The sequence below is a fragment of the Massilia scottii genome (assembly GCF_030846495.1).
In the GTDB taxonomy this organism is placed as follows: domain Bacteria; phylum Pseudomonadota; class Gammaproteobacteria; order Burkholderiales; family Burkholderiaceae_D; genus Telluria_A; species Telluria_A violaceinigra.
This window is the reverse complement of the sequence record NZ_JAVCWM010000004.1, coordinates 296,858-320,889: the sequence shown is the minus strand read 5'-3', so window position 1 is coordinate 320,889 and position 24,032 is coordinate 296,858. Positions and strand designations below refer to the sequence as shown.

21 protein-coding genes are annotated in these 24,032 nt (G+C 64.7%); 11 read left to right on the top strand and 10 right to left on the bottom strand.

Features of this window, described 5'->3' with window-relative positions; translation table 11 throughout:
• Window positions 1-14 precede the first annotated feature (14 nt).
• Together RBA41_RS07490 and RBA41_RS07485 are read right to left on the bottom strand one after the other, a co-directional pair.
• Window positions 15-1,277, bottom strand: a complete 1,263-nt coding sequence (locus RBA41_RS07490) for a nucleotide sugar dehydrogenase (RefSeq protein WP_306622586.1) — start codon at window positions 1,275-1,277, stop codon at window positions 15-17.
• Between the two features lie 154 nt (window positions 1,278-1,431).
• Window positions 1,432-3,357, bottom strand: a complete 1,926-nt coding sequence (locus tag RBA41_RS07485; protein WP_306622584.1) for a polysaccharide biosynthesis protein — start codon at window positions 3,355-3,357, stop codon at window positions 1,432-1,434.
• 545 nt (window positions 3,358-3,902) lie between these two features.
• Between RBA41_RS07485 and dnaK the strand changes: the two genes are divergently transcribed.
• Both dnaK and RBA41_RS07475 read left to right on the top strand, forming a co-directional pair.
• Complete coding sequence (gene dnaK / locus RBA41_RS07480; protein WP_306622582.1) at window positions 3,903-5,840, top strand: molecular chaperone DnaK; 1,938 nt, start codon at window positions 3,903-3,905, stop codon at window positions 5,838-5,840.
• A gap of 112 nt (window positions 5,841-5,952) precedes the next feature.
• Entirely contained in the window at window positions 5,953-6,603 is a 651-nt protein-coding gene (locus RBA41_RS07475; RefSeq protein ID WP_306622581.1) for a glycoside hydrolase family 19 protein, read from the top strand.
• A 127-nt stretch (window positions 6,604-6,730) separates the two neighbouring features.
• Here RBA41_RS07475 and RBA41_RS07470 read toward each other — a convergent pair whose 3' ends face one another.
• Complete coding sequence (locus tag RBA41_RS07470; protein WP_306622579.1) at window positions 6,731-7,831, bottom strand: N-acetylmuramoyl-L-alanine amidase-like domain-containing protein; 1,101 nt, start codon at window positions 7,829-7,831, stop codon at window positions 6,731-6,733.
• 502 nt (window positions 7,832-8,333) lie between these two features.
• On the opposite strand from RBA41_RS07470, the gene RBA41_RS07465 reads away from it, so the two are divergent.
• The 4 genes from RBA41_RS07465 to RBA41_RS07450 all read left to right on the top strand — a co-directional run bounded on the left by RBA41_RS07465 (window position 8,334) and on the right by RBA41_RS07450 (window position 10,298).
• A complete protein-coding gene (locus tag RBA41_RS07465) occupies window positions 8,334-8,459 on the top strand; it encodes a hypothetical protein (protein ID WP_306622577.1) in 126 nt (41 codons plus the stop codon).
• A 444-nt stretch (window positions 8,460-8,903) separates the two neighbouring features.
• The gene (locus tag RBA41_RS07460) at window positions 8,904-9,062 is read left to right on the top strand and encodes a hypothetical protein (RefSeq protein ID WP_306622576.1); all 159 of its coding nucleotides are present in this window, start codon (window positions 8,904-8,906) and stop codon (window positions 9,060-9,062) included.
• A 95-nt stretch (window positions 9,063-9,157) separates the two neighbouring features.
• The gene (locus RBA41_RS07455; protein WP_167399956.1) at window positions 9,158-9,334 is read left to right on the top strand and encodes a hypothetical protein; all 177 of its coding nucleotides are present in this window, start codon (window positions 9,158-9,160) and stop codon (window positions 9,332-9,334) included.
• Window positions 9,335-9,470: 136 nt separating this feature from the next.
• On the top strand, window positions 9,471-10,298 hold the full coding sequence (locus RBA41_RS07450; RefSeq protein WP_306622573.1) for a hypothetical protein: 828 nt from the start codon (window positions 9,471-9,473) through the stop codon (window positions 10,296-10,298).
• 18 nt (window positions 10,299-10,316) lie between these two features.
• On the opposite strand, the gene RBA41_RS07445 is transcribed toward RBA41_RS07450, so the two are convergent.
• Window positions 10,317-11,210 carry a LysR family transcriptional regulator ArgP gene (locus RBA41_RS07445; protein WP_306622571.1) on the bottom strand — a complete coding sequence of 298 codons (894 nt, stop codon included), beginning with the start codon at window positions 11,208-11,210 and terminating at the stop codon, window positions 10,317-10,319.
• A gap of 114 nt (window positions 11,211-11,324) precedes the next feature.
• Between RBA41_RS07445 and RBA41_RS07440 the strand changes: the two genes are divergently transcribed.
• The 5 genes from RBA41_RS07440 to RBA41_RS07420 all read left to right on the top strand — a co-directional run bounded on the left by RBA41_RS07440 (window position 11,325) and on the right by RBA41_RS07420 (window position 14,932).
• Window positions 11,325-11,939 carry a LysE/ArgO family amino acid transporter gene (locus tag RBA41_RS07440; protein ID WP_306622569.1) on the top strand — a complete coding sequence of 205 codons (615 nt, stop codon included), beginning with the start codon at window positions 11,325-11,327 and terminating at the stop codon, window positions 11,937-11,939.
• A gap of 108 nt (window positions 11,940-12,047) precedes the next feature.
• Entirely contained in the window at window positions 12,048-12,422 is a 375-nt protein-coding gene (locus RBA41_RS07435; RefSeq protein WP_306622567.1) for a LiaF transmembrane domain-containing protein, read from the top strand.
• Entirely contained in the window at window positions 12,412-13,140 is a 729-nt protein-coding gene (locus RBA41_RS07430) for a LiaI-LiaF-like domain-containing protein (protein ID WP_306622565.1), read from the top strand. Before RBA41_RS07435 ends, RBA41_RS07430 begins: the two co-directional genes overlap by 11 nt.
• Window positions 13,140-14,222, top strand: a complete 1,083-nt coding sequence (locus RBA41_RS07425; RefSeq protein WP_306622563.1) for a sensor histidine kinase — start codon at window positions 13,140-13,142, stop codon at window positions 14,220-14,222. The genes RBA41_RS07430 and RBA41_RS07425 overlap by 1 nt, the downstream gene beginning before the upstream one ends.
• A complete protein-coding gene (locus RBA41_RS07420) occupies window positions 14,210-14,932 on the top strand; it encodes a LytR/AlgR family response regulator transcription factor (RefSeq protein ID WP_306622561.1) in 723 nt (240 codons plus the stop codon). Before RBA41_RS07425 ends, RBA41_RS07420 begins: the two co-directional genes overlap by 13 nt.
• A gap of 20 nt (window positions 14,933-14,952) precedes the next feature.
• Here the strand turns inward: RBA41_RS07420 and RBA41_RS07415 are convergent, their stop codons facing one another.
• The 6 genes from RBA41_RS07415 to RBA41_RS07390 form a co-directional block, all read right to left on the bottom strand.
• Complete coding sequence (locus RBA41_RS07415; protein WP_306622559.1) at window positions 14,953-17,208, bottom strand: ATP-dependent DNA helicase; 2,256 nt, start codon at window positions 17,206-17,208, stop codon at window positions 14,953-14,955.
• 7 nt (window positions 17,209-17,215) lie between these two features.
• The gene (locus tag RBA41_RS07410) at window positions 17,216-18,868 is read right to left on the bottom strand and encodes a VRR-NUC domain-containing protein (protein ID WP_306622557.1); all 1,653 of its coding nucleotides are present in this window, start codon (window positions 18,866-18,868) and stop codon (window positions 17,216-17,218) included.
• Window positions 18,869-18,970: 102 nt separating this feature from the next.
• The gene (locus RBA41_RS07405; protein WP_306622555.1) at window positions 18,971-19,750 is read right to left on the bottom strand and encodes a hypothetical protein; all 780 of its coding nucleotides are present in this window, start codon (window positions 19,748-19,750) and stop codon (window positions 18,971-18,973) included.
• A gap of 443 nt (window positions 19,751-20,193) precedes the next feature.
• The gene (gene phaP, locus RBA41_RS07400) at window positions 20,194-20,739 is read right to left on the bottom strand and encodes a TIGR01841 family phasin (RefSeq protein WP_306622553.1); all 546 of its coding nucleotides are present in this window, start codon (window positions 20,737-20,739) and stop codon (window positions 20,194-20,196) included.
• 351 nt (window positions 20,740-21,090) lie between these two features.
• Window positions 21,091-22,899, bottom strand: coding sequence for an ATP-binding protein (locus tag RBA41_RS07395; protein WP_306622551.1), 1,809 nt, complete (start codon window positions 22,897-22,899; stop codon window positions 21,091-21,093).
• Between the two features lie 51 nt (window positions 22,900-22,950).
• The gene (locus tag RBA41_RS07390; RefSeq protein ID WP_306622549.1) at window positions 22,951-24,006 is read right to left on the bottom strand and encodes a serine hydrolase domain-containing protein; all 1,056 of its coding nucleotides are present in this window, start codon (window positions 24,004-24,006) and stop codon (window positions 22,951-22,953) included.
• Window positions 24,007-24,032: the final 26 nt, after the last annotated feature.

The window sequence follows — 24,032 nt, the reverse complement described above, 5'->3', positions numbered from 1 at the left end:
TCCAGATCGAAGGTTCAAGCCTTGACGACATTCGGCAGGCGGTCCAGGTAGACCCCGCGCGTATCGATGATCAAGGCGGCGTGCCGCTGTATCAGCGCGTAATCGAAGGCGCTGTGGCTGGTGGCCAGCAGCAGTACGTCGTAGGACGCGATGGACGCTGGCGTCAGGGGCACGCTGGCGAGGTCGAAATGGTGTTCTCGCATGGGCGGAAACACCGGCACGTGCGGATCGGAATAGTCGACCAGGGCGCCCTTGGCGCGCAGGATTTCCATCAGCTCGACCGAGGGCGATTCGCGCATGTCCTCGACGTTTTTCTTGTAGGCGATGCCGAGCACCAGCACGCGGCTGCCGCGGATCGCGCGCGAACGCTCGTTGAGCGCGTCGGCCAGCTTGCCGATGACCCAGTGCGGCATGTCGCTGTTGATTTCGCCGGCCAGCTCGATGAAACGCGTGTGCAGGCCGTACTGGCGCGCCTTCCAGGTCAGGTAGAAGGGGTCGATCGGAATGCAGTGCCCGCCCAGGCCCGGCCCCGGATAGTAGGGCGTGAAGCCGAACGGCTTGGTGGCGGCGGCGCGGATCACCTCGTGGATATCGATATCCATCCTGTCGGCGATGATCTTCATTTCATTGACCAGGCCGATGTTGACGGCGCGGTGGATGTTCTCGAGCAGCTTGGTCAGTTCGGCGGCGCGGGTGGAACTGACCGGCACCACCTGGTCGATGGCCGGGCTGTACAGGGCGATGCCGGCGCGCAGGCAGGCCGGCGTGTCGCCGCCGCAGACCTTGGGAATGGTGCGCGTTTCGTAATCGGGGTTGCCGGGGTCTTCGCGCTCGGGCGAAAACACCAGGAAGATGTCGTCGCCCACGGTCAGGCCGCGCGAGGCCAGGCGCGGGCGCAGTTCCTCGTCGGTGGTGCCGGGGTAGGTGGTGCTTTCGAGCGAGACCACCTGGCCGGGGCGCAGGTAAGGCAGCAGGGCGTCGGCGGTGGCCAGCACGAACGACAGGTCCGGTTCGCGGTAAGCGTTCAGCGGGGTCGGCACGCAGATGATCAGGGCGTCGGCCTCGGCCGCGCGCGCAAAGTCGTGGGTGGCCTCGAAGCCGGCCGCCAGCGCCGCCCCGATGGCGCTAGTGGAAATATGCTCGATATAGCTGGCGCCGCCGTTCAGGCGCGTCACCTTGGCCGGATCGATATCGATGCCGAGCACCCGGAAGCCGGCCTGGGCATAGCGCAGGCTGAGCGGCAAGCCCACATAGCCCAGCCCGATAATGCCGATCACAGCGCTGCGTCGATCGAGTTTCTCGATTAACTGCGCTAAATGGCGGCTTGAATGTTGGTCGCGCATGGATATTATCTCCGTACTGAACATTGGGTAAATCCGGATCAGACGCCGGAAAGCGTTTCGGGCCGATCTTGTTTATGCCGGACCTTATTTATTCGATGCGGTCGGGCGAGAAATTGCGCAATAGCGCGGGCCGGTTTTTATCAGGCGCGGCCACCGCCGCCGGTGAACGGTGGCCTGGCGCGCCATTCGGCTGCGGCGTATATTCGGACACAATTGCCTTGACCATCGATTCGATCATGCCGCGGTCGTGGGTATTACAAGCCAGCATCAGGCAGGTAATATAGGTATCGAGCACGCCGGGATCGAGCGCGTGTTCCTTCATGCGCATGATGCGCGGATGGTCGCTGGGAAAAACCTTGCCGTCCGTAAGTAATTCCTCGTACAGTTTTTCGCCGGGAAACAGGCCGACAAACTTGAGGCCGATGTCGCCCGCCGGGTTTTGCGCCGTCTTCTCGGTCAGTCCCGACATCATGATCATGGTGCGCGCCAGGTCGACGATACGGACCGGCTCGCCCATGTCGAGCACGAACACATCGCCGCCCTCGGCCATGGCGCCGGCCTGGATCACCAGTTGCGCCGCCTCGGCGATCAGCATGAAATAGCGCGACACGTCCGGATGGGTAATCGTCAGCGGCCCGCCGTGCGCCAGCTGGCGCTGGAACAGGGGAATCACCGAGCCCGACGAACCCAGGACGTTGCCGAAACGCACCATGCAAAAGGTGGTGTCCGGCCCGTGGGTGGCGGCGGCCGCCTGGAAGATCAGCTCGGCGATACGCTTGCTCGCCCCCATGATGTTGGTCGGGCGCACCGCCTTGTCGCTGGAAATGAGCACGCAGGTGCGCACCTTGAACCTGGCGGCGGCGGCCGCGATCACTTGCGAACCGAGCACGTTGTTGCGCAGGCCGGCGACGATATTGCTCTCGACCAGGGGCACATGCTTGTAGGCGGCGGCGTGGTAGATGGTGTCGATGGTGTTTTCCTGCAGGATGCGCTCGACCAGGCGCGCGCTGCAAACCGAGCCCAGGTGGGCGCTGATGCGCATGTCCGGATGCCGGCCCAGCAATTCCTGGCGGATGGTGTACAGCGCGAATTCGGAATGGTCGACCAGGTGCAGGTGGGCCGGGGCCAGGGTGACGATCTGGCGGCACAGCTCGCTTCCGATGGAGCCGCCAGCGCCGGTCACCAGCACGCGCTTGCCGCGCACGCAGCGGTCGAACAGGTCGGTGCGCGGCGGCACGGGTTTGCGGCCCAGCAAGTCCTCCAACTTGAGGTCGCGCACCGCTTGCAGCGGTGTGGCGTCGTCGGCCAGGTCGAGCAGGCGGCACAGGATGCGGGTGTTCACGCCGGCCAGCGCCAGGCGCTGCATGATGTCGCGCAGGCGCTGGGGCGATACCGAGGGCAGGGCGATGATCACCGAACGCACGCCCAGGCTGCGCACCGCGTCCGCCAGGTGTTCCGTATGGAACACGCGCAGGCCGGCGATGGTGCGCTCGTTGAAGGCGCGCTTGTCGTCGAAAAAGCATACGGGGCGGTATTGATTGCTGGTACGCATAGTCAGCGCCAGCTGTGCGCCCGGCTCGCCGGCGCCGTAGATGGCCACCGCATGGTCGGCCGCGGGCGCGTCGTTCATCTGCTTGCGCAGGAAATTGCGCACTGTCATGCGCGAGGTGACCACGTAGGAAAACGCGATAAACCAGTAAATGACCAGCGCACTGCGCGGGAACGTGTGGTTGTTGATGCCCACCATGATCAGGTACACCGACAGCGTCGCCAGCGCCAGGGTGAAGCCGGTCACGGCCAGCATGCGCTGGTCGATGAAGCGGATGACGGCGCGGTACAGGTCCGACAGCGAAAAGGCGCCGACCGTCAGCAGCGGCACCAGCAGAAAGGCGGCCGGATACTGCAGCGCCGATGCGGCGTCGCCCAGCCGCAGCAGCATGGCGACCAGGAAACACACCGGCAGGGCCAGCAGATCGACCATGACCATCAGCGCGATTTTGGCGGTCCGGTTCATGGCGACCAATCCGGTACAGAATTGGCGAAGCGGCTTTGTCATGGGCGTCTGCATGGCGGAGAGGGAAAATGAAATAGCTTGGGTTTATATGGTGAATATCATGGAATACTGGCGCTGCGTATTCACGTATTCACGTCTTTATAATCAGCGTCACGCGGCGGCTTAGAGCATTTTTCCACGTGTAAGTTTATTATCCTGCCGGCTTGATGTAGTTGATTTGATAATCATCAACGGCTGACTTAGCGTAAAAATTGCTAACTGGATTTGATTGGGATTTAGAATCAATTGTAATTGGAAATATTATTTGTGGCGGCTCAGGGGAGGAATGAAGGATTATCCGAAGACCTGTGGGAAAGGGCGCGAGAATGAGCGGCATATGGCAATCGGACTGGGCCGAGATGCGCCTTGTGAAAACCGTTATGTTTGATATAGATCGTGTCCGCGAACGTTAGCGGGAGCGTTTTGGCGCGCGCGCGGTCTATTTATAGGTGACTGCGGGCGCACCTCGGGTGCGCGCGCTGGCAAACTCATCCACGGAGGAGGAAATGAGCAAGATCATCGGTATCGATCTCGGCACCACCAACTCCTGCGTCGCCGTGATGGAAGGCGGCCAGGCGCGGGTGATCGAGAACGCGGAGGGGGCGCGCACCACGCCCTCGGTGGTGGCCTACCAGGACCATGGCGAAATCCTGGTGGGGGCGCCGGCCAAGCGCCAGGCGGTGACGAATCCGCAAAACACGCTGTTCGCCGTCAAGCGCCTGATCGGACGCAAGTTCGACGAGGCGGAAGTGCAGAAAGACATCCATCTGATGCCTTTCAAGATTGTGCGCGCCGACAATGGCGACGCCTGGGTCGAGGTGCGCGGCAAGCGCCTGGCGCCCCAGCAGGTGTCGGCCGAGGTGCTGCGCAAGATGAAAAAGACGGCCGAAGACTATCTGGGCGGGCCGGTCAGCGACGCCGTCATCACGGTGCCCGCCTATTTTAATGACGCCCAGCGCCAGGCCACGAAAGATGCCGGCCGCATCGCCGGCCTGGAAGTGCGCCGCATCATCAACGAACCGACCGCCGCCGCGCTCGCCTTCGGCCTCGACAAGGCCGCGCGCGGCGACCGCAAGGTGGCCGTGTACGACCTGGGCGGCGGCACCTTCGACATTTCCATCATCGAAATCGCCGAGCTGGAAGGCGACAAGCAGTTCGAGGTGCTGTCCACCAACGGCGACACCTTCCTCGGCGGCGAAGATTTCGACCAGCGCGTGATCGACCACATCATCGCCGAGTTCAGGAAGCAGAGCGGCATCGACCTGGGGCGCGACCCGATCGCCTTGCAGCGCATCAAGAGCGCGGCCGAGCGCGCCAAGATCGAACTGTCCTCGACCCAGCAGACCGACATCAACGAGCCCTACATTGCCATGTCCAACGGCGCTCCGGCCCACCTCAACCTGCGCATCTCGCGCGCCACACTGGAAGCCCTGGTCGACGAGCTGATCGACCGCACCATCGCGCCGTGCCAGCTTGCGCTCAAGGATGCCAACCTGAGCAAGGAGCAGATCGGCGACGTCATTCTGGTGGGCGGCATGACGCGCATGCCCAGGGTGCAGGAAAAGGTGCGCGAATTTTTCGGGCGCGACGCCCGCAAGGATGTCAATCCCGATGAGGCGGTGGCGGTCGGTGCGGCCATCCAGGGCGCGGTGCTCTCCGGCGAGCGTTCCGACGTGCTGCTGATGGACGTGACCCCGCTCTCGCTCGGCATCGAAACCCTGGGCGGGGTGATGACCAAAATGATCCCCCGCAACACCACCATTCCCACCAAATTCAGCCAGGTGTTCTCGACCGCCGACGACAACCAGCCGGCCGTGACGGTCAAGGTCTACCAGGGCGAACGCGAAATTGTCGCGGGCAACAAGTTACTGGGGGAATTCAATCTGGTCGGCATCGCACCGGCGCCGCGCGGAATGCCGCAGATCGAGGTCAGCTTCGATATCGACGCCAACGGCATCCTGCATGTCAGCGCGCTGGACAAGGCTACGGGCAAGGCCAACCAGGTCACCATCAAGGCCAATTCCGGGCTGAGCGAAGCCGAGATCCAGAAAATGGTGCAGGACGCGCTGGCCCACGCCGACGAAGACCGCCGCGCGCGCGACCTGGCCGACGCCCGCAACCGCGGCGATGCGCTGGTCCATGCGACCCGCAAGCAACTCGACGAACATGGCGCTGGCCTCGATGCCCCGGTGCGCGAGCGGATCCAGGCGGCCATCGATAGCCTTGATGCGGCCTTGAAAACCGGCAGCAAGGAAGACATCGACACCCGTATCGCAGCCTTGTCCAGCGCGGCGCAGGGCATTGGCGAAAAACTGTACCAGCAGCAAGGCGACGGAGCGGGACAGGGACAGCAGGGCGGCGCGCAGGCCGGTTCCGGGCCAGGGGGGGCGGGGCGGGGCGACGACGTGGTCGATGCCGATTTCCGGGAGGTGAAAGGGGGCTGACAGCGATGAAGAGGGGGCGGGGCGCGCTAACGCCGCATCGTTTGATGCGCTTGGTGTCCGGCGGCGGCAGAGTCAATACGATGGGAGCTACCGCACCGCGAAGGAGCCCGCCATGGCCGAGCCCGTCGTCATCACGCTTGGCCAGGTCGACCAGCTCGCCCCGCGCGCGCTCCCCGTCTACCGCACCACCTTCACCATGGAGCAACATTTCCTGGTTCATTTCGGCATCGCAGTGTCAGCGTTGCGGGTAAGCCATTTCATGGCGCAGGTGCTGCATGAAACCGTGGCCCTCACGCGCACGGTGGAAAACCTGCGTTACAGCGCGCAGCGTTTGCCGAAGGTATGGCCGCAGCGTTTCTTGCCGCGCGGGCCGCTCGATCCGGCCATGTATGCCAACGATGAAGTCCGGCTTGCCAACGCGGTGTACGGCGGTCGTTTGGGCAACGACCTGCCCGGCGACGGCTACCTGTACCGCGGTCGCGGATTGTTGCAGCTGACTGGAAAGGACAGCTACGCACAGGCGACGGCGGCGTTGAGAACCGGCTATCCGTCCGCGCCGGATTTTGTTGCCGACCCCGACACGGTGCTCTCGGCCCGCTGGTGCCTGGGCGCGGCGGCCGCCATCTGGATCGCGAAAGGCTGCAACGAGGCGGCCGATGATGATGATGTCGTGGAGATAACGAGGCGCATCAACGGAGGCACGGTGGGACTGGCCGAGCGCCGCCGCTGGCTGGCGCGCACGCGGGCAGTGTGGCGGGGCTGAAGGGGGGCGGGCGTCGAGTGTGGCCGTCGCCAGCCGCGGCACCGCTGCCCCCCGCCGCGTGCGCCTCAGCGCGGGGGCGATGGCTCTTACGGCAACGCCATCCGCGTCTGTCTCCCCGGTTTTACAATCAGCGCGTCACCGCGCCTGCCGGCCCTTTGATGGCCGCCGCCGTCGTGACGGTCGCCGTGGCTTTCACCACCGCCGCAAGCGGCGCGCCCGGACGTGGCTGGGGCGCGGCCGGCGGCACCACGACATGGTCATTCAAGCGCAAGAACTTGAACCCCGCCAGCTTTTGTCCATTCTTGCCATTGCGCTCTTCGCGCGCCGCCGTTCGTGCAAAAAATGCCTCGAAGCTTTCTTCGCGCACCTGCGGCTCGGCCGAGTTCAGGAAATTGCGCTGCCCGTAGGCGTCCACCACAATGAAGCCGACGTGCGACGCCCAGAACTTGCCCCCGCGCGTGGAAATCACGTTGACCAGGTCGCCATCCTGCAATTGCCCGACCACGCTTGCCACCTTGTCCTTGGTCACGTACGCTTCCTGACTGAGCTGCACGGGAATATTGCTGGCCGTGTTATGCCGCATCTTGAGAAAACCCGTACGGTCGATCTTCATGTCATACGCCGGACCATCGGGTCCGGCCAGCAGCGCGCTGACGTCGGATACCAGCCAGGCATTATTGATATTCCAGTCCACCTCGGTGTAATGATTGCGCGTTGCCACGCCGATCACGCCATCCTTGTAGCGGATGCGCTGCAGCATCCAGAAAAATTCTTCCCACGACTGGCTCAGCGCCATCGCATACGTGTGCTCGGCGAACACCACGCAGTCGCTCGCCTGCAGGCTGAACATCGGCAGGTTGTCGTGCAGTTCATACGGATACTCGCCCAGCAGATTGAGCACATACGGCTGGCCGATATTCTTGCGTCCGATCGCGGCGATGCGCTTGCGCAGGTCCGGTTCGGCGGTATGCATATAAGCGATATAACGCCCGACTTCGGCCGGCGTCATCTGATAAATCTGCTTGCGCTGCAAGGTGGCCAGGTCGAACGGCGGCGCGGCAGGGGCCAGCGGCGCCGCGGCGACAGGCTCAGGCACTGGCGGCGCAACCGCTTCCGGTGCAGCCGGCGGCGGCGCCACGGCAACCGGCGCCACGACAGGGGGAGCGGGTGGCGCGCTTGCGCAACCAGCCAGGACGGCACTGAGCAAAACGAGGGGAGCAAGACGCATCGGAAACCAATATTGAACGCTAAAGCGACACGCTAACCGCTGGCACGGTGTTTGACAATGGAAATGTGTTGCGCGAACACAAGGAAATTGCAGGCTTGCCGATCCGGCATTGCCCACTCTGATAGATGAAATGACACCGGCAATGCCGTGGCCCGCCTGTCATTGTCAGAACACGACCGCACAACATGGCGCAAGTCGATTCCACAACGAAATAGCCCGGCAACGAACGGGAGAACGCTAGAGAGCGCTCAAGTAGCGCTCAGGTCCGCCTTGCATGTCGCCAATGGCTTCGATACGTTGGAATGACAGGCCTGGCGCGCTGAAGGACGTCGTTATTGCAGATGGAAATAACACAAAGTTGAACGCCAGGGCGGCGCCCAGGTCGATTGCGTCTTCATCGGCACCGATGGCGCCGTGTACGTGATGTGGACGGTGGCCCCTGGTGTGTGGTCGAGCCCGGTGGCACTGACGCCCTCCCGACATCGCGCCACCGGGTGCGCCGGTGGCCTTGCACCATCAGGTCAATGCCAATCAGCTCGACGCCGTGTTCGTGGACCGCCATGGCGTCGTAAGCGTGATGTGGGTGATCGGCGGTGGCGCGTGGCAAGGACCGGTCGGCATCAGCTGACACCGCGTAGCGCAGATGGCGTGCCGGCAAAAGCCTGAATCGCCGCGCACGATGATGCGCGTCGCTGGCCATGCCTCGCATCGCCGCGGCGCGGGATGAGGCGACCAATGGCGCCCCGTCCCGCGCCATTCATAGCCGCACAGGCCGTGCGGCGACAGCGCGGCCGGCAACAGCGCGCCATCGCGTGGCGCCTTCAGGTAAGGGCGCTCTGCGATTCGCCGCCACGATCGCGATGATGATTTTCGCGCAAGTGTGCGGCAACGAACGGTTGGGTTACCGCTCAGCCCTTAAGATGAAGCTGTGTGAGTGAGGGGCCAGCGGCAAAGTCCAAAGGTGACACCTCCTCAGCAGGTTAGCCGGTCGCCTCAAGGATCGGCACCAATTCTTCATGCCGGCGCAAAGCATCGCGCTGGCCTTGATCAACAAAACGACGCGGAGGTCATCATGCCTGCCATTACCCACCCACCCAAGCATCTTGTGCGCGAATATCTTCAGCGCCGCTCGCGTGATCCCAAACCGCCGCCATCGCCGGAAGAAATCCGGCGCGAGCTGGGATGGGCGTTGCTGCTTCCAGGATTGAAACTGGCCCGGAGCCGCAGCTGACCTCCTCCTGTCCTACAAGAACCTTGCACTTTGTCCTATTTTTTCTGTAGCACCGCACTACCATAATCCTAAAAACATCAACACAGGAGTCTCACATGACAAATCGCATCGGTAACAAAGACGAAGCCCAGCACCGTGGCAAAGCCGAGAAAAAAGACATCAAGCGCACCAACATCGCGCGTGAGGCCATCAAGAAAGCCATCGCCGCTTCCAAGTACCGCAACCAGGTCCGCAACCAGCCAGCGCCAGAGGCATTCCTGCCACCTGCCTGATCGCCGCCTGACCGCAGCACCAGCAACCCGCACCGGCAACGCTGCGGGTTTTTTGTTGTCCGTCACTCATCAAGTACAATCCGCCGGCACCCCAGTGCAAATTTGTTAATTTTGCAGCTTAAAACGGAGCAAGTCGATGAGCAAGTTCCCCCAGCGTCACGCGGTGTTGATGTGTTTAACGGCCATGTTGGTATTGTCCGCGTGCAGTGACAAGTCCAAGGAAGTTGCGTCAGAAAATACCGAGGCGGCCGACACCGCCGTCGAGGAAGTGGCCGACAACGAACCGGCATTGCCGACAGCCGATTATTTTGCGCCCATCCTGGCCACGGCGGAGGGTACGTACAGCGAGTGCGCGGCGATCGGTACGGGGGCTGCAGCGGGATCGAAGGCCGGCGGGGCGGTCGTGGTCGCTGCAAATGGCAAGGCCAGCGGTGCCGGTATCGCCGGAGAAGTGACGGCGGACATGCAAGTCCTGCTGGTGCGCCAGCGCGAGGGGAACGCTGCCCCGACGCTCGCGATGACGGTCCAGAATGACAAATTCATGCTCTCGCTGATGGAGCACGATGACGGAAAAAAACAAGCCGGTTTCGGGATGCAGCCCAATGTGGTCCAGTGCAAGGTCACCAAGCCGATCAAACTGTCCAGCCAGAGTTTGTACGCCTCGTATGCCTACCTGATGGATGCCAAGACCACGATCAAGTGCCTCAGCAGCGGTACGCTCAGCTTCAACGACGTCGCCTATCAGGTGGCGAAAGGCGTGTTGAAGATCGGTGATGAGACTTACGATCTGAACACACTGAAGATGGAAACGGTGAACATTGGCAGCGACAAGCGCATGTCCTACCTTGGACAGACAGCGGACGACAGATCGATCATGGTCTTTCTGGACCCACAGGGAAAGGTCAGCAATCTCCAGGTGAACGGCAAGGGCGACAAGGCGTTCGCGTGCGACGTCAGCCCGTAAGCAAGCCCGTGCCCCCGCTCACGCAGGCTGCCGCAAGGCCGCGCGCGTGACCGCGATCAGGCGCGCACTGAGCCGCTCCAGCTTGGGCGACTGCACCCGCCACGCATGCCAGTACAGCATCACGTCGGTCGGCTTGGCGGGCGCCAGGTCGATCAGCGTGCCGTTGTCGATATCGTCGCCAAACTGCTGTTCCGGCACCATGCCATACCCCAGCCCCAGCCGCACGGCCTGCGTGAATGCATCGCTCGACGGAATGTAGTGGCAGGGATAGCTCCCGGCCGGCAGTCCCAGCTCGCGCAGCAGAAACGCCGACTGCAAGGCATCCTTGCGGTCGAACACCATCAGCGGCGCCCGCCGCGCCGCCTCGCGCCGCAAGCCGTCGGGAAACCAGCGCGCGACGAACGCGGGCGTGGCAAGCAGGCGGTAGCGCATCGCGCCCAGCCGCTCCACCGTGCAGCCGCGCATCGGCTGCGCTTCGCTCGACACCCCCGCCAGCGCCGATCCCTGCGACAACAAGGTGTAGGTGTGATCCTGGTCGTCCAGCGCGATATCGAGCAGGATCTGTTCCTCGATCAGGAACGATGCCAGTCCCGGCAGCAGCCAGGTGGCCAGGGTATCGTTGTTGACGGCCAGGGCGATCGTCAGCGGATGCGCGTCGCTGTCGGCCGATTCGGCCAGGAATTCGGCCTCCAGCAACCGGCTGCGGCGCAGGTATTGCACCAGGCGCTGGCCGGCCGGGGTCGCGCGGCAGGGCTTGCTGCGGATCAGCAGCGGCATGCCCAGCTCGTTTTCCATGGCGCTGACCCGTTGCGACACGGCCGACGGCGTCAGATGGAGCAGGGCGGCGGCCTGCTCGAAACTGCCGCTGTCGATGACGGCCAGCAGCGCTTCCCCTTTGCGCGTATCGAGCATGCGACTCTCCCGGATTAGAAAAATTTAATTATACGTAATTGGATTAAATCCGCTTCACTTCATAATTACTCTCCTGCAAACTCCCAGCTCATCCAGTTATCGCCAGGAGTGTGCATGCCCTACGTATCCCCCTTTTTCAACGGCCTCGTCTTGTGCTCCGGGCTCATCGTCGCCATCGGATCGCAGAATGCGCATGTCCTGCGCACCGGCCTCAAGCGCGAACACGTGGGCTTGACCGTGGCTGCCTGCATCGTCATCGACGCCGTGCTGATCGGGCTGGGCGTGGCCGGCGTCGGCACCCTGGTGCAATCGTCGCCGCTGCTCCTTGGGGCGGCGCGCTGGGGCGGGGCGGCGTTTCTGCTCTGGTACGGCCTGCGCAGCTGGCGCGCCGTGTTCGCGAGCGCCGCGCTGACGGTGGCGCCCGAGGCCGCACGCACCGGCGCGCGCCAGGCACTGGTGAGCGTGGTGGCGCTGTCGCTGCTCAATCCGCATGTCTATCTCGATACGGTGGTCCTGCTCGGCGCCATCGGTGGCAACTTTACTCCGCCAGAACGCCCGGCCTTTGCGCTGGGCGCGATGAGCGCCTCGGCCCTGTGGTTCTGCGCGCTCGGCTATGGCGCCACGCGGCTGTCCGGCCTGTTTGCCCGTCCCGCCGCCTGGAAATGGATCGACGGCCTGACCGGCACCATGATGCTGGCGCTGTCGGCCTCGATCGCCTTCGGCGCCTGAAGTCCAGCACCGTCATTCGCCGGCCGCCATACGCCATTCGCCGAAATCCGCTGGGCACCGCCGCCGCGCCGTTGTATCGTTGCGCCTGAACTGACTACAGGAGCAAACGTGTCCAATAAATCCTCTTACGAGTGGCGCAAGCAATTGATGTGGGGCTTGCTGCTGATCGGCTTCGGCACCATCGTCCTGCTCGAGCAGATGGACGTGATTCACGTCGACGGCCTCTGGCATTACGCACCGCTGGTGCTGACCGTCATGGGCCTGAACAAGATGATCGGCTTTCCGACCGCGAAAGACTTCACCACCGGCCTGTGGATGGTGTTCCTGAGCCTGTGGCTGCTGGCCACGTTCGAAAACCTGTTCGGACTGACCTTCAGCAACGGCTGGCCGATCCCGGTCATCTTCTGCGGCGTCACCATGATCCTCGAACCGTTCATCGAACGCCGCCTCGCGCCCGAGCAGGAGACCCACGATGAAACATGATTCCCGCACCTCCGGCGTGCCCAACCAGGTCTGGATCGGCCTGGCGGTGATCGGCTTCGGTTTGCTGTTCCTGCTCGATAACCTGAACATCATCGACCGCCACCGCGTGCTGTATTTCTGGCCCGTGCTGGTCGTCATCGTCGGACTGGTCAAGTTTGCCGGGGCCGAATCGCGCCACGAACGCCTGGTGTTCGGCCTGATCGCCGCCGCCGGCGCCGTTCTCACCCTCAACCGGCTCGGATACGGTTACTTTTTCAACGCCCGCACCCTGTGGCCGGTGCTGATCATTTTGTTCGGCATCGGCGTGATCCACAAAGCCATGCGCAAGCGCGTCACGCCGCCCGGCGTGCCGCTCAAGGACGGTGGCGCGGCCACGCCGGACGCCGATGCCGACGCCGTCGTCGATATCACGGCCATTCTCGGCGCCTTCCAGCGCCGCATCAGCACCCCGGCCTTCCGCGGCGGCGACATCAGCACCATCATGGGCGACTGCGTGCTGGACCTGCGCGAATCGTCGATCGTCGGCGAGGCCGAACTGAATGTGTTCGCCGTCATGGGCGGCATCACCATCATGTGCCCGCCCGACTGGAGCATCGTGCTCAAAGGGGTGCCGATTCTCGGCGGCTTCGAGGAAAAAACCTCGCCCGCGCCAGGCACCGGCAAGCGCCTCACCATCCGGGGCTACGCGATCATGGGCGGCGTGGAAGTGCGCAACTGATGCAGGGGCCGTTTTCCACGCGGCGCGGCGCGGGCCTGTACCTGCTCGCGTGGCTGCTGCTGGCGATCGTGTTCGCGGGCCTGATCGTGGCCGCCACCGGCGCCGCCTGGACCAACGGCTTGCTCTTTGCTGTACCGGTGACGCTGGTGTATGCCTGCGCCACCGGCTTTTCCAGCTATTACCTGTGCCGCGCCTATCCGCTGGGCGAACGCAGCGCCATCTCGGTGCTGCTGGTCTTTTTCGTGGCATCGCTATTTGCCGGCTTGCTGTGGACCGCGCTGTGCGCCGCGTGGAACAGTGCCTGCGAATCGCTTGGCCTGTCCTGGGCCGGCGTTCCCATGACCGCCCCCCTGCAAGCGATGATCGTGGGCCTGGGCGTGATTTTGTACGCGATGGCCGCGGTGGCGCACTACCTGGCGCTCGAATTCCAGCGCGCGCGTGCGGCCGAACGGCGCGGACTCGAAGCGGCCCTGATGGCGCAGGACGCCGAGCTGCGCATGCTGCGCACCCAGATCGATCCGCATTTTCTGTTCAACAGCCTCAATTCGATCAGCGCGCTCACGTCCATCGACCCGGCCCGCGCGCGCGACATGACCTTGCGCCTCGCGGATTTTTTCCGTCACAGCCTGGGGCTGGAAGCGAACCGCAAGGTCACCCTGGAAGCGGAAGCGACGTTGGCGATGCACTTCATCGCCATCGAAAAAGTGCGTTTCGGCGCGCGCCTGAACGTCGAGCAGGAGATCGACGCCGGCGCGCTCGATTGCCTGCTGCCGCCGATGATCCTGCAGCCGCTGGTCGAAAACGCCGTCAAGCATGGCATCGCCAACCTGACCGGCGGCGGCACCATCCGCATCGCGGCGCAGCGCGCCGGCTCGGTCCTGAAAATCGTCGTGGAAAACGATGTCGACGACGATCCGTCCGTCGCCGGAAAGGGGATCGGACTGGCCAACGTACGCCAGCGCCTCGCCGTCGCCTACGGCCACGAGGCCGGCATCCACTGGACGCGCGAAGCGCGCCTGTTCCGGGTCGCGCTGACGCTGCCCGCCCACACGAAAGAACTGGAACCATCATGCGCGTCATAATCGTCGACGATGAAGACCTCGCGCGCGGCCTGGTGCGCGAGTTTTTGGGCAAGCATGCCGATATCGACATCGTGGCCGAATGCGCGAACGGCTTCGACGCCGTCAAGGCCATCACCGAACTGGAACCGGACCTGGTTTTCCTCGATATCCAGATGCCCAAGCTGAATGGTTTCGAGGTCGTGGAACTGGCCGGCGCCAAGGCGCGCTACATATTCGTTACCGCTTTCGACCAGTACGCGCTCAAGGCCTTCGACATCCACGCCGTCGACTACCTGCTCAAACCCTTCAGCCAGCAGCGCCTCGATGCCGCGCTGGCGCATGCGCGCACCAGCGTCGCCAAAGTCGGGGTCGACGCCGTGCTGCGCGAGACCGCGCTGCGCAACAAGCCGCTGGAGCGGGTCCTGATCCGCGATGGCGCGCGCGTCCACATCATCGCCGCCGGCCAGATCGACTACATCGAAGCGCAGGACGACTACGTGCGCATCAGCGCCGACGGCAAGCATTACCTGAAAAACCAGCGCCTGTCGGAACTCGAAAGCCAGCTCGATGCGGCCCTTTTCGTGCGCATTCACCGTTCCTGGCTGCTTAATCTCGGCGCCATCGAGCGCATCGAGCAGGGCAGGGACAGCCACACCGCGATCCTCAGGGATGGCACCCGCCTCCCGGTCAGCCGCAGCGGCTACCAGAAGGTCAGGGCCTTGATCGGCTGATCTGCGACGGTGATAAGTAGTTAGGTCGACGCCGTGCGCGCCTGGTCCACATGCCACCAGCGCGGCAGCAGTTCGCGCACCTCGGGCTGGGCGAAGCGGTCGTCGATCAGGTACACCACGCCGCGGTCGCCCTCGGTGCGGATCACGCGGCCGGCTGCCTGCACCACCTTCTGCATGCCCGGATACAGATACGTGTAGTCGTAGCCCGCACCAAACGTCGCCTGCATGCGCTGGCGTATCTGCTCATTGACCGGGTTCATTTGCGGCAGCCCGAGCGTGGCGATGAAGGCGCCGATCAGGCGCGCGCCCGGCAGGTCGATGCCTTCGCCGAAGGAGCCGCCCAGCACCGCAAAGCCAACCCCGCGGCTCTCGAGCGTGAAGCGCCCCAGAAAAGCATCGCGCTCCGTTTCGGCCATGCGGCGCGGCTGGCGGAACACGGGGATGCCGGGGAATTCGCGTTCCACCCGGTCGGCCACCTGGTCGAGATAATCGAAGCTGCTGAAAAACGCCAGGTAATTGCCTGGCTCCTGCGCGTACTGGCGCGCGATCAGCGCCGCGATCGGCTCCACCGATCTGGCGCGGTGGGTAAAGCGCGTGGAAATGTCGCGCACCACATGCACGCTTAACTGATCGGCCACGAAGGGCGAGTCGATGTCGACCCAGGCCGTGTCCGGCGGCAGGCCAAGCGCATCGCTGTAGTAGTTCCAGGGGCTGAGCGTGGCCGAAAACAGGGCCGTCGCGTGGGCCAGCGCAAAGCGCGGTTTCAAAAACGGCGCCGGCACGATGTTGCGGATCGCGAGCGTGGACGCGTGCGCGCCATCGCGCGTGCAGTCGACCATGGAGTGCTCGGCAAAGGTCTCGGCCAGCCGGGCGAAGTGCATGGCGTTGAAGTAAAAGCGCTGCAGGTCCGGCTCCATCGGCCCCGGGTTCTCCGCCAAAAAATCGGTGATCGCGCTCGACGCAGCCTGCAGCGCTTCGAGCAGCTTCCCGGGCGGCGCGGCGAGTACCTCATAGTCCGCGCCATCCTTGGACGGCCAGCTGCGCCCCACCTTATCGAGCGCCTTTTTCAGGTGCGCCGGCGCCACCGCGCGTGCCGCCCGCAATTGGCCGCGTTCCAGGTCGGCCGAATACATCTTGCGCGCGCGCGACACCATGTTGTGCGCCTCGTCCACCAGCACGCTGACCCGCCACTGGTTCGCCAGCGCCAGCCCGTACAGCATCGCGCCCATGTCGAAGTAGTAGTTGTAGTCGCCCACCACCACGTCGCTCCAGCGCGCCATTTCGCTGCCCAGGTAGTACGGGCACACCTGGTGCGCCAGCGCGACTTCGCGCAAGCCTTCGCGGTCGAGCAGCGTCACCTCGCGCGCCGCGCTGCGCGCCGCGGGCAAGCGCTCGTAGAAGCCCTTGGCCAGCGGGCAGGAGTCGCCGTGACAGGCTTTGTCGGGATGCTCGCACGCCTTGTCGCGCGCGACCAGTTCCAGCACGCGCAGCGGCATGCCGGGCGCGCTGCGCTTGATCGCCTGCGCCGCGTCGAGCGCCAGCTTGCGCCCGGGAGTCTTGGCGGCGAGGTAAAACACCTTGTCCAGGCGGTGCAGCGGCGCCGCTTTGAGCACCGGGAACAGGGTGCCGACGGTCTTGCCGATGCCGGTCGGCGCCTGCGCCAGCACGCAGCGCGCGCTGCTGTTGGCGCGGAAGATGGTTTCGGCCAGGTCGCGCTGGCCCGGACGAAAGGCCGGATGCGGGAAGCGCAGCGCGCCCAGCGCCGCGTCGCGCGCTGCGCGGTGCGCCAGTTCCTGCGCGGCCCACGCCACGAAGCGCTCGCACTGTTCGGCGAACATCGTGCGCAGGTCGTCGGCGCTGCGGGTTTCGCGCAGCACGGTTTCGGTCTGCTTGCCGATGTCGAAATACACCAGGGCCAGCGACACCTCGTCAAGCCCGAGCTGCGCGCACAGCAGGTGCCCGTATACGCGCACCTGCGCCCAGTGCAGGTGGCGGTGGTTGGCCGGCATCCGTTCAAGGTCGCCGCGGCAGGTCTTGATTTCTTCGATCAGGTTCCGGGCCGGATCGTAGCCGTCGGCCCGTCCGCGCACCAGCAGCGGGCCGTATTCGCCGGACAGGCTGACCTCTTTCTGGTAGCCCGGGCCGCGCCGCTCGGCCACCACGGCGTGGCCGGCGATGCCTTCCTGGGCCGTGGGCGAGGGCGTGAAGCGCAGATCGAGGTCGCCCTGCTTGGCTGAAAATTCGCACAGGGCGCGCACCGCCACAACGTAGCTCACGCGCGCCTCACGAACACGGCTGCGCCCACTGCAGGTAGCACACTGAAATGGGCATCTGGTGCGCGGCGCAGTATTCGATCCAGCGCAGCTGGTTGTCCTGCAGGCGGTCGCCCGGGCCCTTCACTTCGATCATGTTGTAGCGCCGCTCGACGGGCCAGAACTGGATCAGGTCGGGGAAGCCGTTGCGGTTGGCCTTGATGTCGAGCAGGATGCGCTCGCACCATTTTTTCAGGTGCGGCGCGGGGATGCAGGCCAGCGCCATCTCCAGCAGGTCGGCGCTGAGCGCTTCCCACGCCACGAACGGTGACTGGATGCCGCGCTTGCCGTCGTAGTTGGCGCGGATCGTGTCGTGGTAGCGGCCGTCGTCGAGCTGGTCGAGGCAGGCGCGGAACTCGCGCTCGCGCCGGCGGTAAAAATCGGCGCTGTGCAGGTCGGCCGGGCCGCGGTGGAACGGGTGGAAAAACGCCCCCGGAATGGCGCTGAAGATCGGACGCCAGCACAGCAGGCCGAACAGGGAGTTGATCAGCGCATTCTCGACGTAGTACACGGGCGCGTCGGCGCGCGCCAGATGGTCGCGCACGATGCCTTCGACCCACCAGCCGGGTTCAGGCGGCATCGGCAGGCTCAGGTCGAGCCGCGCCACAAACGGATTGCGGCGCGACGGCAGCGGCTGGTGCCCGAGTTTGCGGCGCAGGCGCGGCGCGATGCGCAGCAGCTGCTGGCGCTCGGCGTCGCTTTCGGGTGCGGCCTGGGCCCGTTCGAGCAGCGCGTGCGCCTCGGCATGGCGCTCGTGTTTTTCCAGCACACGGATGGCGCGCGCCCGCGCCCCGGGATAGTTGCAGCAGGCGTAGAGCGCGAACGCCTGGCCCCAGTCTTTTTGCTTTTCCACATGCTGGGCGATCTGGAACATCAACCGTTCGCGCCGGCTGTCGATCCATTCGTTGTCGAATTGGTCGCGCGGCAGGCTGGCCAGCACCTCGGGCAGGGCGTCGCCGGCGCGAAAGCGCTCCTTGCACTGGTGCAGCGCCAGGTAGTCGTCGACATCGCGCCGGGCGCGAAATCCGCGCGAGGAGGCCGAAAACTCGACCTTTTCATACTGAAACAAGCCGAGGTCGGACAGCACGAATTCGGTCCAGTCCTGGCGCAGGTTGCCGAAGAAGATCAGGCGCAGGCGGTCGCACAGGGCCTTGACGGGGATGCTGTAGACGGTGTCGGGCGAGTCGCGGTACCAGGCGGAAAATGCGCGGGCGTCGCCGAACGCTTCGCGCAGGGCGGCCAGCTGCTCGGCCTTGCGCGCGTTTTTCTCGTGCAGGGACAGGCTGAAAATGCTCCCGATTTCGGCCTTGAGCAGCAGCTCGAACAGTTCGTCGAGCGTGATCACCGGGTCGCACTGGACCCAGCCTGTGGGCAGCAGGTGGCGCGCGGCCTCGACCGCGCAGCCGATTTCCGCATAGTTCAGCTTGCTCGCGCGGAAGACCATGCCCTTGCGCATGACCATGCGCACCAGCAGCGCGCGCGATGCCTGCGGCAGCGACGGGAACGTGGCGATGAACGCTTGCTCCTCATCGGTGAGCAAGTCGCTGTAACGCCCGGCAATCCATTCCAATACCTGATGGAAGTTGTCCAGGTAGTAGAACTCATTCTCAAGAACTTTGCGCATCGTACTGCGGGCAATCGACCGATACCTGTAATTATGTACAGTATATCGCCAGTGGCCGTCAAACCCCAGCAAAATCACGTCAAGTGCGTGCGGCCGTGGTTTTCAGGGTTCGCTCAGGTAGTGCCGGCGCGGCAGCGTCAGCCGGGCCGCCGCCGTCGGCACGGGTTGGCCCAGGTAGCGCCGCGGCAGGCTGGCGAAGGAGAACAGGGTGTCGAGCGCACCGGTGTCGGCATGCCGGGCCTGCTGCACCTGACTGGCGGCAGCGGAGGCCGACACCTTGCGCTTCACCGGAACCGGCGCCTTGCGCGCGGCCTTGCGCGCCGCCGCGCTGTTGGCGGCCTGCGGATGTGCCGGTTTTCCCGCCTTCAAGGCGACATGCTTGACCGTCGCGGCGGCCAGCTTGCCGCGCTCGCGCACCTTGACGCTCGTTTTGACCACCGCCGCCGGCCGCGCCTGGACCATCGCCGGGGCCATCGCCGGCGCAGGCCGCGCCTCGGCGGGCGTGAGCAGCACCAGTGGCGGAATGGGCCCCGAGGCAAGCACCGGCCGCCTGGGCGCATCGTCCTTTTCATCGATGATCACCACCGGCTTGCCCTTGGCCGGCTCGGGCGCGGCCTGGCTGGCGGCGGCGATCTTGAGCGCATGGGGCGAGCTGACGTTTTCCTGGGTCAGCATGGCCACCGCCGCAATCAGGATCATGATCGTCACCACCGCCACCGCGGCGAAGACAATGCGCAGATGGCGGTTCTTCGCCTCGCTGCCGGCGGCGAAGCTGCGCCCGACCGCGGCATAGGCTTGCTGCTCGATATCGTAGGCCCGCCGGGTGCTCAGGCGCTGGTCGGGCAGGGTGCTGGGATAGCTGTTTTGGGCGGGAATGGACACGGACAACTCCTGGAGGTGAGAACACGGACATTCCGATTAGAAACAATTCCAGTCGGAATGCTTCTGATATTTGTCGTGCTTTCGGGTCCAGCTGTCAGGTCGTTTGAGCCGCATCAAATGTCGGCAGATTTTGCAACACCGTGAAGGGAACCAAGAGTGGCTTGATCAATCGCAACCGGCGGTTGCATCGCTGATCCAATAATGGTGTTTGCACCCACATGCCGCGGCCCAGGTCGCGGCGCCACCAGGAGAACACGTTGAGAGATTTTGCACACAAGGCGGTCGGCCGCCTCGCGACACGCAAGCGCATTACCTTGCTGGTGCTGGTATTGGTGGTGTGCGGGGGCGCCGTGGCCTGACGCGCGCTGCCGGACAATAAAAAACCGTCGTTGCCGCAAGCGCGGCAACGACGGTTTTTTATTGTCAGAGCGGAATGGAGCTTGTTACGCCGCGTTCTTTTCAGCCGGCGCCACCTGCGCGGTGGCCTTGGCGATCTGGTCTTCCACCACCTGCACCGCCTGGCGCGTTGCCTTGGTTACCTGTTCGTAGCCCTGGAATGCATTGTCGATCGCGGTCTTGATGATTTCCACCGCATTTTCGCTGCCCGGCTTGACGTTTTGCGTCACGTCGTAGATCAGCGCCGTGAGGGTGCTTTTGGCTTCGGCGATATGGGCGTCGGCAGCCTGCGTGAATTCGCTGTGGATGTCGTCGATGATCACCTTGAGCTGTTCGCCGTACACCACCGCGCCCGCCATCGGCCTGGCGTGGGCCGCTGCCACGTCCATCGCCGCTTTCGGGTCCTTGGCCTGGCTCATTTCCTTGCCCATGGCCATGGTGCCTTGCACCGAATTTTTTGCAGTCGTCATGTTCAGCGAGACAACCTGTTCCACGCCCTGTACCGCTTTGCTGGTCAGGGCGTTAAAGGTCATCATCTGGAGTTCAAAAAGCGTCTTGGTGGCGGATGCAAATTGTTCGGGATTCGTAAACATTGACTTCTCCTCAGTTGGAATGGATGCAACGGACAGCTTTCAGTCTTCTCCTCTGTGTTTTTTTACCTATCATTTGGCTATTATTTAGCAATAAGCAACTTCGTGCAATGGCTATCTCGATAGGGACCGCCCGCCTTTTCCCAGCCGGGTCCGAGCGGCGTCTGGTGACAGACCAGTTTGCCGTCGGCCTTGCTGCGCCAGGTGAACCAGGGTGCGGGCGCGGCAAGCAGCGCTGCGCAGGCGCAGGCGAGCAGGGCGGTTACACCGAGTTTGCGGAAAGTTATCATATGCCAGAGCGAGCATAGTCTCTTCACGCCGCAAGTCAAGCGTGCCGCGTGCCGGACCCGGCCGTCAGCCGCTGTCCTGGCCGTTCATGGCGGGGGCGATCGCAGGCAGGCGCAGGCGGAAGGTGGAACCCTTGCCCAGTTCGCTATCGAGTTCGATGGTGCCGCCCAGCACGCCGCTGACGATGTTGTGCACCACATGCAGTCCCAGTCCCGATCCGCCCGTGCCGAGCCTGGTGGTGACGAAGGGGTCGTACACGCGCGGCATCAGCGGCGCGGCGATGCCGGCGCCGTTGTCGGCGACCGACACGACCACGCTCGCTTCCGGCCCGGCGCCCGCGCCGATCACGATGGCGCCGCGCGCATCGTCGGCGAATGCGTGCACCAGGCAGTTGTCGACCAGGTGGGTCAGCACTTCGGCCAGCGGGCCCGGGTAGCTGTCCATCGCCAGCCCGGGCGCGACCTCGGCGCGGATGTCGACCTCGCGATGGCGCGCCAGGATGCGCAGCGGCGGCAGCAATTCGTCGACCAGTTCGCACAGCATGAAAGCGCGCCGCTCCGAACTGCTGCGGTCCACCGCCACCTGCTTGAAGCTGGCCACCAGCCGCGCCGCGCGCTCCAGATTGCGTGCCAGGATCTGGGCGGCTTCGTCGGCCTCGCCGAGGAATTGTTCCAGCTGCGAGCGGCGCAGGCCGGCCTCGAGGCTGCCACTGACGGTGCGCGTTTTCTCGGCCAGGCAGGTGGCGACCACCAGGCTGTTGCCTATGGGCGTATTGAGTTCGTGCGCGACGCCGGCCACCAGCGCGCCGAGCGCCGCCAGTTTTTCGCGCCGCACCAGTTCTTCCTGCGCGCGCGACAGGTCGGCGGTGCGCACCGCCACCAGTTCCTGCAGGTGGTCGCGGTGCTGGGCCAGTTCCGCTTCGCGCCGCGTGCGTTCGATGGCAATCGCCGCCAGGTGGGTCGCCACGCCGATCAGGCGCAGCTCATCCTGGCCGGGGGCGCGCGTATCGCGGTAATACATGGCGAAGGAGCCGAGGATCTGGTCCCGGTCGAGGCTGATCGGGGTCGCCCAGCACGCCCGCAAGCCATGCGGCGCGATCAGCGCGCGGTAATCGTCCCACAGGGGATCGCTCATCACGTCGGTGACGATCACCGTTTCCCCCCGGTACATGGCGGTGCCGCAGGAGCCCGCGGTGGGTCCGATCATGGCGCCGTCGAACGCGGCCAGGAAGTCCGCCGGCAGGCTGGGGCCGGATGCCGAACGAACCGTCACGCTGTCGTCGTCGAGCAGCATCACCGAGCACAGCACGCCGTCGCACTGGCGCTCGATCAGCAGCATCAGGCTGTCGAGAATGTCCTTGAGCGGGGCGCCGCGCGCGATCATGTCGAGCAGGCGATTCTGGCCGCGGCGCAGTTCGTCGTCGAGAACGCGGCGCGTAACGTCGGCAAAGCGCGCGTGCACCAGATGGGCGTGCGGCGGCGGCAGCGCCAGCAGCCGCACTTCGCACGTCATCTCGCGTCCGCCGGCGGGGAGAAAACGGGCCTCGAACAGGCCCCCTTGGCCGGCCAGCGCGCGTTCGATCTGGGTGGCCAGCAGCTGCGCCGACGCTTGCCCGTCTGGCTGGCAGGGCGGGCACAGCTCGCCGAATGCGCGCGTCAGCAACATCTGTTCGCTCATGCCGAACAGCTCGCACGCGCCGCGGTTGGCATCGGCCAGGCAGCCGCTGGCGACGTTGATGAGGATGACATTATCGGGCAAGCGCGCGAGCAGGGCGCGGTAGTTCACTTGCAATTCGGCGCTCGCGCGCGCATCGGGCGGCGGCACGGGGACCTTGCTGCACTCGGTTTCGGAGGGCGACTTCACCACACAGACCATGGGATCCGGACAGAGTATCAGTGTAGCCAAGCGGCGCCGCCAGCGCAAATGTCAGCGTGGCGCGCGCAGGTAGTGTGCGGCAACCAGTTCGAGCAGCTTGTCGACCTTCGCTTCCGAGCGGTTGGTCAGCACCACTACCGCCAGGCCATCGTCGACGAAGCGCGTGCCCTGGGTGGTGAAGCCCTGCCACGCGCCGTCGTGCCAGAGCGAGCGCCGCTCCAGCGTCGGCGACGTCTCCCAGCCGAAACCGTAGGGAACCGTGCTGCCATCCGTGAGCGTGGTGGGCGTCCACATGGCTTGCCTGATTGCCGCGCCCAGCAGATGGTCGCCATCGAGCGCGAGATGCCACTTCGCCAGGTCGCGCACGGTCAGGTACAAGCTCCCGTCGGCGGTGGTGTTGAGCGTGGGCGACACCCATTCCTGGTTCTTGAATTCGCCCTTGACCACGTCATAGCCGGCGGCGCGGTGCGGCACGATGTCGCGTTCGCTGATGATGCGCGCCTGCATGCCCGCTGGTGCAAAGATGCGCTCGCGCAGCTGCTCTCCGTAAAACTTGCCGCCAACCCGGGTGCACAGGATGCCCAGCAATTGGTAGCCGAAATTACTGTAAGCCCATTTCGTGCCCGGCGCCCACTGCAGCGGCAGCGTGCTGCCCGCGCGTTGCAACTGCGTATCGGTGTAATCCTGGTTCAGCTTGAGGATGTCGTCCGGATCGCGCAAGCCGGCGGTGTGATTGAGCAAATGGCGCACCGTGATCCTTTTCCAGGCCGGCGGCGTGCCCGCAAGGTGGCGCGAGATCGGATCGTCGAGCCGCAGTTTGCCGTCCGCTGCCAGCAGCAAGACCAGCGCGGCGGTAAATTGCTTGCCGACCGAGCCGGACTGGAAGACGGTATCGGGCGTGACGGCCACCCGGTGCTCCAGGTTGGCCATGCCGTAACCGGCTTCCTTGATGACCCGCCCATCCTTGATGACGGCAATGCTGGCGCCGGGAATCTGCTGGCGTGCGATTTCGGCATTGACGATATCGTCGACGGGGTCGGCGCGCACGGCGCCGGACAAGGCAAACATGGCAACGGCCAACAGGCCGCCGAGAAAACGAGAGCGCATGGCGTCTTTCTGAATGGCGCAGATGT

What these genes read in the sequence shown, in the direction of transcription:
- RBA41_RS07485 (WP_306622584.1), bottom strand. Translation starts at nt 3,357, where the DNA reads ATGAACCGGACCGCCAAAATCGCGCTGATGGTCATGGTCGATCTGCTG.
- dnaK (WP_306622582.1), top strand. Translation starts at nt 3,903, where the DNA reads ATGAGCAAGATCATCGGTATCGATCTCGGCACCACCAACTCCTGCGTC.
- RBA41_RS07475 (WP_306622581.1), top strand. Translation starts at nt 5,953, where the DNA reads ATGGCCGAGCCCGTCGTCATCACGCTTGGCCAGGTCGACCAGCTCGCC.
- RBA41_RS07470 (WP_306622579.1), bottom strand. Translation starts at nt 7,831, where the DNA reads ATGCGTCTTGCTCCCCTCGTTTTGCTCAGTGCCGTCCTGGCTGGTTGC.
- RBA41_RS07460 (WP_306622576.1), top strand. Translation starts at nt 8,904, where the DNA reads ATGCCTGCCATTACCCACCCACCCAAGCATCTTGTGCGCGAATATCTT.
- RBA41_RS07455 (WP_167399956.1), top strand. Translation starts at nt 9,158, where the DNA reads ATGACAAATCGCATCGGTAACAAAGACGAAGCCCAGCACCGTGGCAAA.
- RBA41_RS07450 (WP_306622573.1), top strand. Translation starts at nt 9,471, where the DNA reads ATGAGCAAGTTCCCCCAGCGTCACGCGGTGTTGATGTGTTTAACGGCC.
- RBA41_RS07445 (WP_306622571.1), bottom strand. Translation starts at nt 11,210, where the DNA reads ATGCTCGATACGCGCAAAGGGGAAGCGCTGCTGGCCGTCATCGACAGC.
- RBA41_RS07440 (WP_306622569.1), top strand. Translation starts at nt 11,325, where the DNA reads ATGCCCTACGTATCCCCCTTTTTCAACGGCCTCGTCTTGTGCTCCGGG.
- RBA41_RS07430 (WP_306622565.1), top strand. Translation starts at nt 12,412, where the DNA reads ATGAAACATGATTCCCGCACCTCCGGCGTGCCCAACCAGGTCTGGATC.
- RBA41_RS07425 (WP_306622563.1), top strand. Translation starts at nt 13,140, where the DNA reads ATGCAGGGGCCGTTTTCCACGCGGCGCGGCGCGGGCCTGTACCTGCTC.
- RBA41_RS07420 (WP_306622561.1), top strand. Translation starts at nt 14,210, where the DNA reads ATGCGCGTCATAATCGTCGACGATGAAGACCTCGCGCGCGGCCTGGTG.
- RBA41_RS07410 (WP_306622557.1), bottom strand. Translation starts at nt 18,868, where the DNA reads ATGCGCAAAGTTCTTGAGAATGAGTTCTACTACCTGGACAACTTCCAT.
- phaP (WP_306622553.1), bottom strand. Translation starts at nt 20,739, where the DNA reads ATGTTTACGAATCCCGAACAATTTGCATCCGCCACCAAGACGCTTTTT.
- RBA41_RS07395 (WP_306622551.1), bottom strand. Translation starts at nt 22,899, where the DNA reads ATGGTCTGTGTGGTGAAGTCGCCCTCCGAAACCGAGTGCAGCAAGGTC.
- RBA41_RS07390 (WP_306622549.1), bottom strand. Translation starts at nt 24,006, where the DNA reads ATGCGCTCTCGTTTTCTCGGCGGCCTGTTGGCCGTTGCCATGTTTGCC.